Here is a 14629-nt window from a genome sequence, read left to right as displayed (position 1 = left end):
GCGAGGGTAAGCAGAACCTTTTACCCAAATAAAAAGGGCGGCTAATTAGCCGCCCCGCGATTGTACAGGCTTTCCGGTATTACTTGTAGACCGGGTAGCGTGCACACAGGTCTTTCACCTGCGCTTTAACGTTTGCGATAGTCTCTTCGCTATTGATGTCGTCAAGCACATCGCAGATCCAGTTCGTCAGCTGAACCGCTTCCGCTTCTTTGAAACCACGACGGGTGATCGCTGGAGAACCGATACGCAGACCAGAGGTAACAAACGGAGAGCGTGGATCATTAGGTACTGAGTTTTTGTTAACGGTGATGTTTGCACGACCCAACGCCGCATCTGCATCTTTACCGGTAATGTCCTTGTCGATCAGATCAACCAGGAACAGGTGATCGTCAGTACCACCAGATACAATGTTGATACCACGTGCGATAAACGCTTCAGCCATCGCCTGAGCATTTTTCACAACCTGCGCCTGGTACGCTTTCCATTCATCTTCCAGCGCTTCTTTAAAGCAAACCGCTTTTGCTGCGATCACGTGCATCAAAGGACCACCCTGAGATTCAGGGAAAACCGCAAAATTCAATTTCTTCTGCAGATCTTCATCCGCACGGGCAGAGATAATCAGACCGCCACGTGGACCGCCCAGTGTTTTATGAGTCGTTGTAGTTACAACATCAGCAACGCCAACTGGGCTCGGGTATACACCTGCCGCAACCAGGCCGGCAATGTGTGCCATATCGACAAACAGGTAAGCGCCTACTTTATCCGCAATATCGCGGAAACGCTGCCAATCAACAACACGAGAGTATGCAGAGAAACCCGCTACGATCATGGTTGGCTTGTGTTCAACCGCCAGACGCTCAACTTCGTCGTAATCAATCTCGCCAGTCTCTGCGTTCAAACCGTACTGTACTGCATTGTAGATACGACCGGAGAAAGAAACGCTCGCACCGTGGGTCAGGTGACCACCGTGTGCCAGGCTCATGCCCAATACTGTGTCACCCGGCTTACACAACGCCATATATACAGCCGCGTTAGCCTGAGATCCAGAATGTGGCTGGACGTTCGCGAAAGTCGCACCAAACAGTTCACAAGCACGATCGATTGCCAGCTGCTCAACTACATCAACGTATTCACAACCACCGTAGTAACGCTTATTCGGGTAGCCTTCCGCGTATTTGTTAGTCAGCACAGAACCCTGCGCCTGCATAACACGTGGACTGGTGTAGTTCTCTGAAGCGATAAGCTCGATGTGCTCCTCCTGACGAGTAGCTTCTGACTGCATTGCAGACCATAGGTCAGCGTCAAAATCAGCGATCGACATATCTTTGCTAAACATGGTGTGACTGTCCCCTAGACTAGGAATGAAAGCGTCAGGTTGCGGCGACGGTGCAGTGTCGGATACCGGTGGGTCCGGGACAACCTGATACAGCTTTTTGGAAAACGCGCATTATAACTGAACATCTCAGCCTCGGCACTTGAAACAGGCTCAAAATTTCATCAGTCAAATTCATTTAGCCCTATACCAAAAACCCCGTACTCTGACGGGGCTTTTGCAACGTTATCTGCGATCTATTCGATACGGATACGCGTACTTTCTGGCAATCGCGTTTCCAGCTTGGGCAGATCCAGCGCCAGTACCCCATTTTCGAACGAGGCCTTGATCGAGTCCGCATCAATATCTCTGCCAACGGACATCGAACGACGGTAACGCCCAATATGACGTTCACGTCGAATAACTCGCCCCTCTTTTTCTTCCGAATCTTCGTTATGTGTCTCAGCAGTCACACTCAACACACCATTCTCCAGAGTAACCTTGATATCATCCTTATCAACACCCGGAAGATCGGCTTTGATGTGGTAGCAGTCACTGTCCTCCTGCACATCAATGGCGGGCATCTGGTCGCCACTACCTCTGCGTTGTCGGAAGAAGTCATTAAAAAACGCATCATCAAACAGGCTGTTAAAAGGAGTCATCTCTTTCATCTCATTACCCTCCAAGTTAGCTGTATATTATTTAACCACTCCTAATTTGAGCTTAGTCCGGCAAATTATTACTGTCAGATTGGAGATTTGACCCGTATCAAGTTGGCGTTTGATAGCTGCAATCGTTTAAAATTCCTGCATCTTGATTCACTGACAGGTTCTGAGCGCATGGCACAGTACGTTTATTCCATGGATCGCGTTGGCAAAATTGTTCCGCCAAAACGCGAAATCCTTAAAGACATCTCCCTCTCTTTCTTCCCGGGCGCCAAAATTGGTGTACTGGGTCTGAACGGTGCGGGTAAATCCACACTGCTGCGCATCATGGCCGGCGTAGACCAGGAATACATCGGCGAAGCTCGCCCGATGCCGGGTATCAATGTGGGTTACCTGGAGCAGGAGCCTCAGCTGGACGAAAGCAAAACCGTCCGTGAAGTGGTTGAAGAATCCGTAGCAGATGTGAAAGAAGCACTGGCAGGCCTCGACGCGGTATACGCCGCTTATGCTGAACCTGACGCTGACTTTGACGAGCTGGCTAAGAAGCAGGCGCACTTTGAAAACCTGATTGAGGCAAAAGACGGCCACAATCTGGAAACAGCACTGGAACGCGCTGCCGATGCAATGCGCCTGCCAGCATGGGATGCGAAAGTTGAGCATCTCTCCGGCGGTGAGCGTCGCCGTGTAGCACTCTGCCGTTTGCTGTTGGATAAGCCGGACATGCTGCTGCTGGACGAGCCGACCAACCACTTGGATGCCGAATCAGTGGCCTGGATTGAGCGCTTCCTGCAGGAATATCCGGGTACCGTGGTAGCCATCACCCACGACCGTTACTTCCTCGATAATGCCGCTGGCTGGATTCTGGAACTGGACCGCGGGCGCGGCATTCCTTACGAAGGCAACTACTCCTCCTGGCTGGAACAGAAAGAACAGCGCCTAGAGATGGAAGCAAAACAGGAAGCAGCACACCGCAAGTCTGTGGCCTCCGAGCTTGAGTGGGTTAAGCAGGGTCAGAAGGGCCGTCAGTCTAAATCCAAGGCACGTCTGAAACAGTTCGAAGAGATGCAGTCCAAAGAGTTCCAGACTCGCAACGAAACCCAGGAAATCTACATTCCGCCAGGACCACGTCTGGGCGACAAGGTTATCGAAGCCAACAACATCTCCAAAGCATTTGGCGATAAAGTGCTGTTCGAAAACCTGAGCTTCTCCATTCCTCAGGGCGCAATTGTCGGCATCATCGGTGGTAACGGTGCGGGTAAATCTACACTGTTCAAGATGATCTCGGGCGAAGAAACGCCGGACACCGGCACCATCGAGCTGGGTTCTACCGTGGAGCTGGCATACGTTAACCAGAACCGAGACCTGAACGGCGATAAAACTGTCTTTGAAGAGCTCTCTGACGGTCAGGACAACATCGTGGTGGGTAACTACACCACATCGTCCCGTGCCTACTGCGGTCGCTTTAACTTCAAGGGCGGTGACCAGCAAAAGTTTGTTAAAGACCTGTCCGGAGGTGAACGCAACCGCCTGCACATGGCGAAGCTGCTGAAAGAAGGCGGTAACGTATTACTGCTGGATGAGCCAACCAACGATTTGGATATCGAAACCCTGCGTGCACTTGAGGAAGCGCTATTGGCGTTCCCGGGTTGTGCCGTTGTGATCTCGCATGACCGTTGGTTCCTGGACCGCATTTGTACTCACATGCTGGCGTATGAAGGTGATTCCAACGTTGAGTTCTTCGAAGGTAACTACACCGAGTTCCAGGAAGACTACAAGCGCCGTCACGGCAAAGAGCACCAGCCTGAGCGCATCAAGTACAAGCGGATGTCTGATCGCTAATTTAGGGTATTAAACGAAAAAAGGGCGCATTATCGATGCGCCCTTTTTCTTTAGTACTGTATTTAATCTTCACGTATCTACCTCGCTACGACTCCACACTTATACTCCATTACGCCCTGTAGCAGCGGTACGATCAGTTACCCTGATAAATATCCGTGTTGTAGATGTGTGACTGAGCTGTATTACCGGTGTCTTTAGCACTCTGGCCATAGTCCACGAATTCGCTACGATCCAGATAGTGGGTAGCCTCACGTAGCTGCGTTCCGTTTGCATAATTGCGCTCAGTATCAGATAGCTCATAGTAGCTTGCAGCCATTGCAGAACCTGAAACCAATACCAGACCAAGAGCCATTGCAGTTGTTAGTGCTTTCATGATGATACCCTCTCGTATTACATGTCGTTAATCTTGAATTAAATACTATGAAACTAGAATGAAACGAACCTGAAACTGGAAAACTCATATATACTCTTAAGATCTAAAAACATACAAAACCATTATTTAGAAAAAACTAAACTTTTCCATTATCAGCCATTAAAAACCGCATTAACCAATACGGCCTTTATTTATAAATCTTACACTTCGAATTAATTACCACGATACAATTCAGCGTCATAATTAAAAGTACCGCCTTGAACCACCGCACTTAAATCTGCCTGATCAAATGCCTGAGCAAAATTGTTACTTGACAGGTCTACAGTGCTGGAGAAGCTCGTGCCTACTGCAAAGTTTGCTTCCTTGGCTGATAACTCGTAGTAGCTCGACGCAGATACTGCACTTGATGCCAAAACCAGTCCCAGAGCGATTGCAGAAGTTAAAGTTTTCATTGTGATGTCCTCGTTTCTCGTTGAAGTTGAGATCAATAATACACCCACTTACTGAAACGAAACTGAATAACAAAAATAAATACAAATAAAATCCAAAATTAAACTGACGTTGTATATTCAACATTATAAAGACGGGATAAAAATAACCATTTAGATGGTGTAATCACTGTTTAAAAAACTAAAACACGCATATTCTACATTTCGATTCAGCACAACAAGAAACCTCAAACAATCCAGCGATTTTGCAAACGGAATATCACTAAAACCTCACTTTGCTGGTTTGATTTTGTCTTTACTCAAAGGGACCGCAACTGCTTACAACACTCGGCTCTACACATCCACATCAAGTTCCGGACCCTGTTGTGTGCGCCCAACTACCTGCGCCATAAAATATGATGCTAATATGAGAGAACCCGACAACGACAAGGAATAGACTGTGACTGTCAACGATACATCCGATGAACGCCGCCGCTTTACGCGGATCCATTTTGATGCTCAAACCGAGGTGTGTTATCAAGGTGAACAGCGAGCTGTACAGCTCGTGGATATTTCATTCAACGGCATGCTGGTCCAGTCAGAGTCCCCCCTACCGGTTACACAAGGGGAAACAGCTGAAGTACAGATTCATCTTGGTGATAACCTGCTGAAAATACCTGTCGAGCTGGCACACTGTCACAATGATCACTACGGGTTCCGCATGGAGAACCTGGATATCGACAGTGCAACCCACCTGCACCGTCTGGTTGAATTAAATCTGGGTGATGAGAAGCTGTTTGAGCGCGAGCTGGAACACCTGATCCCAAACAGCCATTAGCCGTAGCTAGTTATTTAAGTATTCTCCCTCTGTCAGATAGCGTCCAAGGCTTCTGACAGGCAGGTTACGCCAACCACTTCCATACCATTCAGACGATCTTTAGGTACATTCGCTTTAGGCACAATCGCGCGACGGAAACCATGTTTTGCCGCTTCGCGAATGCGTTCCTGACCATTAGGCACTGGGCGGATCTCTCCCGATAGTCCAACCTCACCGAATGTCATCAAATCCTGCGGCAATGCCCGGTCTCGGAAACTGGACACCACAGCGAGCAACAACGCCAGATCGGCTCCAGTTTCGAGCACCTTAACGCCCCCCACCACATTGACGAAAACATCCTGATCTCCGGTCATCAAGCCCCCGTGACGGTTCAGCACCGCCAGCAACATCGCCAGACGGTTTTGTTCAAGCCCCACCGCTACGCGACGGGGATTGTTGACGTGGGACTCATCCACCAGCGCCTGTATTTCTACCAATAGCGGGCGCGTGCCTTCCCATACAACCATGACCACACTGCCGGGACTGGGGTTCTCCGATTGCTGCAGGAATATTGAGCTAGGATTGCGCACCTCTTTCAGGCCGTTTTCCAACATGGCAAACACACCCAACTCATTCACGGCGCCAAAGCGGTTTTTATGGGAGCGTAGTGTGCGGAAACGGGAATCTGAGGAGCCTTCCAGCTGGAGCGAACAATCGATCATATGCTCCAGCACCTTAGGTCCCGCCAGCGATCCGTCTTTCGTGACGTGTCCTACCAGAAACAACACCGTGCCTGTCTGCTTTGCATAGCGCGTCAGATACGCAGCACCTTCTCGCACCTGAGAGACAGAGCCCGGCGCGGAACTGACATCGGCCACATGCATAACCTGAATGGAATCGATCACCATCAGCTTAGGTTTGATCTGATCCGCCGTTGTGCAGATCTGCTCAACCGAAGTCTCGGATAACATCTTCAGCTGGTCGGTGGGTAGCCCCAAACGATTGGCTCGCAGCGCAACCTGCTGCAGGGATTCCTCACCCGTCACATAGAGTGCGGGCATTTGTGCCGCCAGATGACACATCGTTTGCAGCAACAAGGTACTTTTACCAGCGCCTGGATGACCGCCAATCAAAATGGCGGAGCCCGGTACTAAGCCGCCACCTAACACACGGTCCAATTCAACCGATGCGGTGGAAAAGCGCGGCATCTCCTCTAGGTTTACCTCAGACAGACTGACCACTCTCTTCTGCTGCCCCGCACCACCGGCATAACCGTCGAAACGGACGTTGCGCGACGCCGTACCCCCACTGGCACTGGATAAACGGACTTCGGTCAAGGTATTCCAGGCATTACAGGCGGTACACTGGCCCTGCCATTTACTGTAATCCGCGCCGCAGTCATTACATACGTAAGCTGTTTTTTGCCGGGCCATGCCGTTCTCCGATCAGGTAGATGAACCGCACATTCTACAAAATGCATGACTTCGGCGGAAAGTCTTCTTTATTTATAGAACGCAGCAATTACAATCGATGGACCGCATAACGATATAACAATGAGCTGGTCTTCAGACCGGCCTGAGGATAGAAGTGATGAAATTGGAAACCATTGCCGTACACGGCGGTTTTGAACCAGACCCAACCACTAAAGCAGTGGCTGTACCGGTCTACCAAACCACCTCCTACGCGTTTGATGATGCACAACACGGTGCCGACCTGTTTGACCTGAAAGTAGCAGGTAACATCTATACCCGTATCATGAACCCAACCACGGATGTGCTGGAAAAACGTGTTGCAGAGATGGAAGGCGGCGTAGCAGCACTGGCCGTTGCATCCGGTATGGCAGCCATCACCTACACCATTCAGACCATTGTTGAAGTGGGTGACAACATTGTTTCCACCTCCGAATTATACGGTGGCACCTACAACCTCTTCGCTCACACACTGCCACGTCAGGGTATCGAAGTACGCTTTGCCAACAAAGACGACTTTGCAGAGATCGAAAGCAAGATCAACGACAAAACCAAAGCGGTTTACTGCGAATCAGTCGGCAACCCTTCCGGCGGTATCGCGGATATCGAAAAGCTGGCAGAAATTGCACACCGTCACGGCGTGCCATTGATTGTGGATAACACCGTACCAAGTCCGGCAATGTGGCGCCCAATCGAACAAGGTGCAGACATCGTTGTACACGCGGCTACTAAATACATTGGGGGTCACGGCAACTCTATCGGTGGCGTAATTGTCGATTCCGGTAAGTTCCCATGGGCAGATAATGCAGATCGTTTCCCTCTGCTGAACACCCCTGATGTGTCTTACCACGGTGTGGTTTACACTGAAGCCTTTGGTCCTGCTGCGTTCATCGGCCGCTGTCGTGTTGTTCCACTGCGTAACATGGGTGCTGCACTGTCACCAATGAACGCGTTCCTGCTGATTCAGGGTATCGAGACCCTGTCCCTGCGCATGGAACGTATTAATGAGAACACACAGAAAGTAGCACAGTATTTGGAACAGCAGGATGCGGTAAGCTGGGTGAAATACGCAGGATTGGAAAGCCACCCAGACTACGCGCTGGCGCAGAAATACATGAACGGAAACGCTTCCGGTATTTTGAGCTTTGGTCTAAAAGGCGGACGTGAAGCAACCCGTCAGTTCTACGATGCTCTGCAGATTTTCACCCGCTTGGTGAACATCGGTGACTGTAAGTCACTGGCATCTATTCCAGCTGAAACCACTCACCGTCAGCTGAACGATGAAGAGCTGGCTTCCGCGGGCGTATCTCCTGAAATGGTGCGCCTGTCCGTGGGCATCGAACATATCGATGATCTGCTGGCAGATCTGGAACAGGCGCTAGCGGCAGTTTAACTCGACATAAGAACTCAACGCTCCCAAAGGGTAGCATTAGCAGAAGTTAATGATGCCCTTTGTCACAAATCTTCAAGTTAACATCTTAGCCTTAGACCAAATAGTTCATGCACAAACTGCCAATTTATAGCTAAAATGCTCAGCACTTTTCTATCTAATCCTTTTATCCCAACAGCAAGTATGGACAACAGGATAACCACCTGACACGGAGAGGACTTAAGGTCATGTTTAAAAAAAGTTTACTACCAGCACTGATAACAGCATCACTTACTACATCCACGATGAGTTACGCCAGCTTATTTGATATTTCCGTATCTGCTAACGGCCAAACTTATCAAGCATCCTTTGAAAATGCAGAAGAATCTATTGATTCTTTCGACACTTCAAACTTGGATGCCAATCTAAGTAACTTCAACGAGATAACTGACGCTGCGTTAGGCGTTTTGAATTATCGAGGCCTAGAAATGCGCTTCGAATATTTGAAAGATTCGTCTGTTGTCCGGTTTTCCGTACCTTCCATTAATATAGATGAAACCTTTAACGGCGCAACTCGTGAAGAAAGTACTGATCAGTTGGGCGACTACCTGAAAAGTGAAGGCGGCGACATGTTGAATAAAATCAACAAGGCACTCGCTGCCGTGTCTCCAACTGACCCGGTTGCCGGCAACCCAGACAGCCTGATGGCCACCCAAGTCGCCAATATTCACAGTGGAACCATCTCTGATACCAATACCAGCACCAATAAAGAGACCTTTGATACAGATAATAAGTTCGATCTAGGGGTTCGTTTTGGGAGTTATCAGGTAAACGGCTCAGATGTCGAGTCAATCCATTTACCGCTAGCCTATACGTTTAACTTCGATTCTGCACCCGGCCACAAACTATCGATACAGCTCCCTGTTTCTTATTCTCGCACGAACGACAAAGCAGAAACCTATAGTTTGGGTGCGGGCATCGCCTATACTTACCCTGTGACTGACAACCTTTCATTTACACCCGGCATAAGCTATGGTGCGATTGGCTCAGTGGATCTGGGTAGTGTTGCTGCATTGGAATCAATTTCTTTAACTACCCGATATGACTTTGAGCTCTTCAATCAACAATGGCGTTTCGGTAATACGCTTGCACGCGTGCGAACCCTTGAGCTGGATTTTGATGATTACACCATCAATCCCGACCTGAATAACACCATCATGGTCAATGGAATCACTTGGCAATCAGTACCTCTAAACTGGTTAGAAACCGAAGTTTTCTTCACCGATACTCGCTACTTTGGTGACGAACTGTTCTCTGAGCGTTCAAATGAAATTGGTTTTGCCGTTGCCACACCAGAACGAGCGACTTACCTCAAATTTAAAGTCGGCGCGAGCTATGTATTCACCGACCGTAGTGAAGTAAATGGATTTAAATTGAATATGGGATCATCCTTCTAATTCACCTTAAACCCAGTACTTCTCGCTTCCCTTTAGGGCTATCCAAATAATATTTCGCGGTAGCCCCTTACGCCCCACATTAAGGGCAACGACCTCGAAGGCTCATCGACCTACAAACGAAATCCACATCTTTTAGCAGACAACCGAATGCATCATTATCTTCGTTTTATTTTCGTATTGACGCTTTTCATCCCGGAAAAAGAGCTGCACGCAAGTAGCTGCGAGCTTTTATTTAATCTTGGAATGTATGACAACGCTATTTCTCAATGCCAGCTGGAAGCAGAAAGAGGCAATAGCGCAGCAGCACTTAAACTTTCCGCAATTTTCACAGCGCAAGGCAATAATGAATCCGCCATACAATGGCTGAAACAAGGCACAGAGCTAGGCGATAAAGATGCAACCTATAATCTGGCCTATGCTTATTTTCACGGTATTCACGTCTCCAAAGATAAACAACGTGCCATTGAACTATATAAAAAGGCCGCGACGCTAGGAAATCTTCAAGCACAGTTTGAACTGGCTGAAATGATGTCTCAAACGAATCAAGCGCCTGAGAATGCACTAAGTTTTTATCGCAACGCCGCCCAAGAAGGACACCCTCCTTCTCAAATTAAATTAGCGCAGTATTATCTCGAAAATGGACAAACCCTAAAGGCTAAGGAGTGGCTACACAAAGCAGCGCGCGCAGGAAACACTGATGCAATGTATATGCTTGGCGTTGCACAACAAGAATCAAATCCTGGACAATCTCTCCATTGGTACAAACAGTCAGCATCGCGCGGAAACCCTTTTGCCAAACATAATTTGGCCCGCCTATACATGTCAGGCAAGCAGGTTAAAAAAGATTATGTCATGGCGTTATCGCTCGTCGATGAAGCAATTGCATCAGGCATTACTCAAAGCACTGAGCTAAAACGCGAAATAAGAAGAAGAATGGAAAGCCCGTCATCGACGTCATTACTGCGGACACGTGATTGGATCTTTAACCAACCCAAGAACCTGTATGTACTACAGTTGGGAGCCTTTCACTCCGAAAAAAATGCAATACGTTTTATTGAGAAGAATGGACTTGATTCCACAAGCTATTATTACCCTAGTAAACACAATTCAGAGCGTATTTTTATCGTTCTAAACGGCCCCTATGACTCTCGTGAAAATGCTATTAAATCAATAGCTACGCTGAGTAAAAATGTTCGTAAAAGTCAGCCTTACCCGAAGTCATTTGAAATGATACATACTCGTCGGCAATACTAATACAATGGGAGGCTCCAGCCTCTAGACAAACAGTAACCGCCCTAATCTAATGAAAGGGCGGCAGCTAAGAACTCCTTATTCAGCGAAACAGCTGATTAAGTTTGCCCCATAGGGAACGGGCGCTGTTGGCGTCCGTTTCTTCATCTGTATCCTTCTTCATCATATCGCCCAGCAGCTCGATCTTACGCAGCGCCACACGGTATTGTTCTTCCACCTCTACAGGACTGCTGGCGTTGAACTCCAGATCATTCACCAGACCGTCATTAAGACCGTACACCCAACCGTGTACATTCAGTTCCTGACCGTTTGCCCAAGCCTCCTGCACGATGGTGGTTTCACAGACATTCAATGCCTGCTCAATGACGTTTAACTCACACAGGCGATCCAAGTGCTCTTTTTCTGAATCACTCCATGCGGACAGCAGATCCTTATGCTTGTTGTACACGTTACGGATGTTGCGCAGCCAGTTATCGATCATGCCATGTGGTGTAGGATCGATAGAGGCCTGAACACCACCACAGCCGTAGTGTCCAACAACCATAATGTGCTTAACCTTCAGGACCTGTACTGCGTACTGAATCACCGACAAACAGTTCATATCGGTGTGCACCACGACGTTTGCCACGTTGCGGTGCACGAACAGCTCACCCGGCAACCTGCCGACAATTTCGTTGGCGGGTACGCGGCTGTCAGAACAGCCTATCCACAGATATTCTGGAGCTTGCTGCTGCGCCAGCGTCTCAAAGAATTGTGGGTCATTCTGACTGATCTTTTCAGCCCATTCGCGATTACTTTCAAGCAAAGACGTTAGTGGTTTCATATCTTTCTAAACTTAACTCTATCCAAATTAAAGGGCTTGGTACGCCCGAGACGGTATGCTCCGCCTTCAAAAAAGGGACCATTAAGTCCCTTTATTTTCTATTGTTATTTAGCCGTTCTGCGCCTCATGGTACTTGGCGCTCAGCTCGTGGACTGCATCCACGAAGACTTTTGGTGCTGCCGGATCCACAAACTGGTGGATACCGTGACCCAGGTTGAATACGTGGCCACTGCCGCTACCGTATGAAGCCAGAATATTGCCGACCTCTTCACGGATACGTGCTTCCGGTGCGTACAGAACACTTGGATCCATGTTGCCTTGCAGGGCGACACGATCACCCACACGACTACGCGCGTTACCGATATCAGTGGTCCAGTCCAGACCCAGCGCGTCGGCACCGGCATCAGCGATATGCTCCAGCCACTGACCACCGTTTTTGGTGAACATGATTACCGGTACTTTACGACCATCGTGTTCACGGATCAAACCGGAAACGATCTGCTGCATGTACTTGAGGGAGAACTCACGGTACATCGGACCGCTCAACACACCACCCCAGGTATCAAAGATCTGAACGGCCTGAGCACCAGAACGAATCTGCTCATTCAGGTAGTCCGTCACTGACAGCGCCAGCTTATTCAGCAGTTCATGCAGGATTTCCGGCGTTGCATACATCATCTTCTTGATGTGACGGAAATCTTTGCTGGAACCACCTTCAACCATATAGGTTGCCAGCGTCCAGGGGCTGCCAGAGAAGCCGATCAGTGGCACACGACCGTTCAGTTCTGAACGGATGGTTTTCACCGCGTTCATCACGTAATCCAGATCCGATGCGGAATCCGGCACCGGCAGGTCAGCAACATCCTGTTCCGTACGGATGATTTTCTTAAAGCGCGGACCTTCACCGACTTCAAAATACAGACCCAGTCCCATCGCATCAGGAATGGTCAGAATGTCTGAAAACAGGATCGCCGCATCCAGTTCGTAGCGCTCCAGCGGCTGAATGGTCACTTCGCACGCCAGCTCTCTGTTTTTACACAAGCTCAGAAAATCACCGGCCTGAGCGCGGGTTGCGCGATATTCTGGCAGATAGCGCCCAGCCTGACGCATCATCCAAACCGGGGTTGCATCAACTGGTTCACCCAGCAATGCACGCAAAAAACGATCGTTTTTCAATTCAGCCATTTTGTCAGCCATACACAGAGTTAAGAAATTCGAATGCACCTATTCTACTTACTTCACAGCATAAATGCGCTGCAACTTGAGCATAGGTTTCTGAAGCAGATCAACGCTTCGATCAGTTGTTTGTTCGCTATAAAAAAGGCCGCAATCAGCGGCCTTTTTTAGTACAAGCTCAGATCAGACTTCCAGGTAATCCAGAATGCCTTCTGCCGCTGTACGACCTTCAAAAATCGCCGTTACCACCAGATCAGAACCACGCACCATGTCGCCACCGGCAAACACTTTTGGATTCGTTGTCTGGAAAGCAAAGCTACCCGCTTCCGGGGCTTTGACGCGACCATCTTCGTGAAGTTCGATACCAAAGTCAGCAAACCAAGGTGCCGGACTTGGACGGAAACCAAATGCCACCAAAATAGCATCAGCAGGCAGAATCTCTTCAGATCCCGCAACGACTTCTGCGCGACGGCGACCGTTCTCATCGGGTTCACCCATCTGGGTTGAAACCACTTTGATGCCGGTTACCTGACCGTTCTCACCGACTACCTCAACAGGCTGGCGGTTAAACATGAACTGCACACCTTCTTCACGCGCATTTTCTACTTCGCGCTTGGAACCCGGCATGTTCGCTTCGTCTCGACGGTATGCACATACCACAGACTCAGCACCCTGACGGATAGAGGTACGGTTACAGTCCATCGCCGTATCACCACCACCGAGTACCACAACCTTCTTATCTTTCAGGTCGATGAACTCAGCCGGGTCTTTTTCAAAGCCCAGGCAATGATTAACGTTAGAGATCAGGAATGGCAGTGCATCGTACACGCCGTCCAAGTCTTCACCCGGGAAACCACCCTTCATGTAGGTGTAGGTTCCCATACCGAGGAATACTGAATCGTACTGGTCGATCAGCTCCTGCATCGTGATGTCTTTACCCACTTCCGTATTCAGACGGAACTCAACGCCCATCTCTTCGAACACTTCGCGACGACGTGACATCACATTTTTTTCCAGCTTAAACTCTGGAATACCAAAGGTCAGCAGACCACCGATTTCGGGATTACGGTCAAAAACGACAGGTTTAACGCCGTTGCGAGCCAGAATATCTGCACACCCCAGACCCGCAGGGCCTGCGCCGATGATCGCAACCACTTTATCGGTTTCTGGAGTTTCGGACATGTCCGGCTTCCAGCCCATCGCAAACGCGGTATCAGTGATGTATTTCTCTACTGAACCGATTGTCACAGCACCAAAACCGTCGTTCAGAGTACAAGACCCTTCACACAGGCGATCCTGAGGACAAACGCGGCCACATACTTCTGGCAGTGAGTTTGTCTGATGGCTCAGGTTAGCCGCTTCAATAATATTGCCTTCCGAAACCAGCTTCAGCCAGTTAGGGATATGGTTGTGTACCGGACACTTCCATGAACAGTACGGGTTACCACACTCCAGGCAACGGTGTGCCTGGTCGGACGCATCTTCTTCAGCAAACGGCTCGTAGATCTCGGCAAATTCTTGTTTACGAACTTCAGCCTCAATCTTTTTCGGTCCTTCACGGGACACGTCGAGGAACTGGAAATCGTTGTGTAAACGCTCAGTCATGTTCCCACCTCATCTGGGCGCCTGCTCTGGCAGGCGCTCGTTACT

13 protein-coding genes are annotated in these 14629 nt (G+C 49.2%); 5 read left to right on the top strand and 8 right to left on the bottom strand.

From position 1 onward, the window contains the following. Positions 1-79: 79 nt before the first annotated feature. A complete protein-coding gene (gene glyA, locus IOQ59_RS01205) occupies positions 80-1336 on the bottom strand; it encodes a serine hydroxymethyltransferase (protein WP_193951427.1) in 1257 nt (418 codons plus the stop codon). A 233-nt stretch (positions 1337-1569) separates the two neighbouring features. Next, positions 1570-1983, bottom strand: coding sequence for an Hsp20/alpha crystallin family protein (locus IOQ59_RS01200; RefSeq protein ID WP_193951426.1), 414 nt, complete (start codon positions 1981-1983; stop codon positions 1570-1572). Positions 1984-2151: 168 nt separating this feature from the next. On the opposite strand from IOQ59_RS01200, the gene ettA reads away from it, so the two are divergent. Next, on the top strand, positions 2152-3816 hold the full coding sequence (gene ettA, locus IOQ59_RS01195; RefSeq protein WP_193951425.1) for an energy-dependent translational throttle protein EttA: 1665 nt from the start codon (positions 2152-2154) through the stop codon (positions 3814-3816). A gap of 133 nt (positions 3817-3949) precedes the next feature. Here the strand turns inward: ettA and IOQ59_RS01190 are convergent, their stop codons facing one another. Together IOQ59_RS01190 and IOQ59_RS01185 are read right to left on the bottom strand one after the other, a co-directional pair. After that, complete coding sequence (locus IOQ59_RS01190; RefSeq protein WP_193951424.1) at positions 3950-4189, bottom strand: hypothetical protein; 240 nt, start codon at positions 4187-4189, stop codon at positions 3950-3952. Between the two features lie 212 nt (positions 4190-4401). Beyond that, positions 4402-4641 carry a hypothetical protein gene (locus IOQ59_RS01185; protein ID WP_193951423.1) on the bottom strand — a complete coding sequence of 80 codons (240 nt, stop codon included), beginning with the start codon at positions 4639-4641 and terminating at the stop codon, positions 4402-4404. 436 nt (positions 4642-5077) lie between these two features. Between IOQ59_RS01185 and IOQ59_RS01180 the strand changes: the two genes are divergently transcribed. Then, complete coding sequence (locus IOQ59_RS01180; RefSeq protein WP_193951422.1) at positions 5078-5455, top strand: PilZ domain-containing protein; 378 nt, start codon at positions 5078-5080, stop codon at positions 5453-5455. 32 nt (positions 5456-5487) lie between these two features. Here IOQ59_RS01180 and radA read toward each other — a convergent pair whose 3' ends face one another. Beyond that, positions 5488-6867 carry a DNA repair protein RadA gene (gene radA / locus IOQ59_RS01175; RefSeq protein WP_193951421.1) on the bottom strand — a complete coding sequence of 460 codons (1380 nt, stop codon included), beginning with the start codon at positions 6865-6867 and terminating at the stop codon, positions 5488-5490. Positions 6868-7024: 157 nt separating this feature from the next. Here radA and IOQ59_RS01170 point away from each other — a divergent pair, with 157 nt between their 5' ends. The 3 genes from IOQ59_RS01170 to IOQ59_RS01160 all read left to right on the top strand — a co-directional run bounded on the left by IOQ59_RS01170 (position 7025) and on the right by IOQ59_RS01160 (position 10983). Then, entirely contained in the window at positions 7025-8296 is a 1272-nt protein-coding gene (locus IOQ59_RS01170) for an O-acetylhomoserine aminocarboxypropyltransferase/cysteine synthase family protein (RefSeq protein WP_193951420.1), read from the top strand. A 224-nt stretch (positions 8297-8520) separates the two neighbouring features. Beyond that, positions 8521-9729, top strand: a complete 1209-nt coding sequence (locus IOQ59_RS01165; RefSeq protein WP_193951419.1) for a hypothetical protein — start codon at positions 8521-8523, stop codon at positions 9727-9729. 147 nt (positions 9730-9876) lie between these two features. Then, positions 9877-10983, top strand: coding sequence for an SPOR domain-containing protein (locus IOQ59_RS01160; RefSeq protein ID WP_193951418.1), 1107 nt, complete (start codon positions 9877-9879; stop codon positions 10981-10983). A 79-nt stretch (positions 10984-11062) separates the two neighbouring features. On the opposite strand, the gene can is transcribed toward IOQ59_RS01160, so the two are convergent. The 3 genes from can to IOQ59_RS01145 all read right to left on the bottom strand — a co-directional run bounded on the left by can (position 11063) and on the right by IOQ59_RS01145 (position 14584). Continuing rightward, entirely contained in the window at positions 11063-11803 is a 741-nt protein-coding gene (gene can / locus IOQ59_RS01155) for a carbonate dehydratase (RefSeq protein WP_193951417.1), read from the bottom strand. A 108-nt stretch (positions 11804-11911) separates the two neighbouring features. Next, on the bottom strand, positions 11912-12988 hold the full coding sequence (hemE, locus tag IOQ59_RS01150) for a uroporphyrinogen decarboxylase (RefSeq protein ID WP_193951416.1): 1077 nt from the start codon (positions 12986-12988) through the stop codon (positions 11912-11914). 174 nt (positions 12989-13162) lie between these two features. Next, positions 13163-14584 carry a glutamate synthase small subunit GltD family protein gene (locus IOQ59_RS01145; RefSeq protein WP_193951415.1) on the bottom strand — a complete coding sequence of 474 codons (1422 nt, stop codon included), beginning with the start codon at positions 14582-14584 and terminating at the stop codon, positions 13163-13165. Positions 14585-14629 lie beyond the last annotated feature (45 nt).

It is taken from the genome of Pontibacterium sinense, from assembly GCF_015209595.1.
Classification (GTDB): Bacteria; Pseudomonadota; Gammaproteobacteria; order Pseudomonadales; family Balneatricaceae; genus Pontibacterium; species Pontibacterium sinense.
This window is presented reverse-complemented; position numbering and strand designations above follow the sequence as displayed.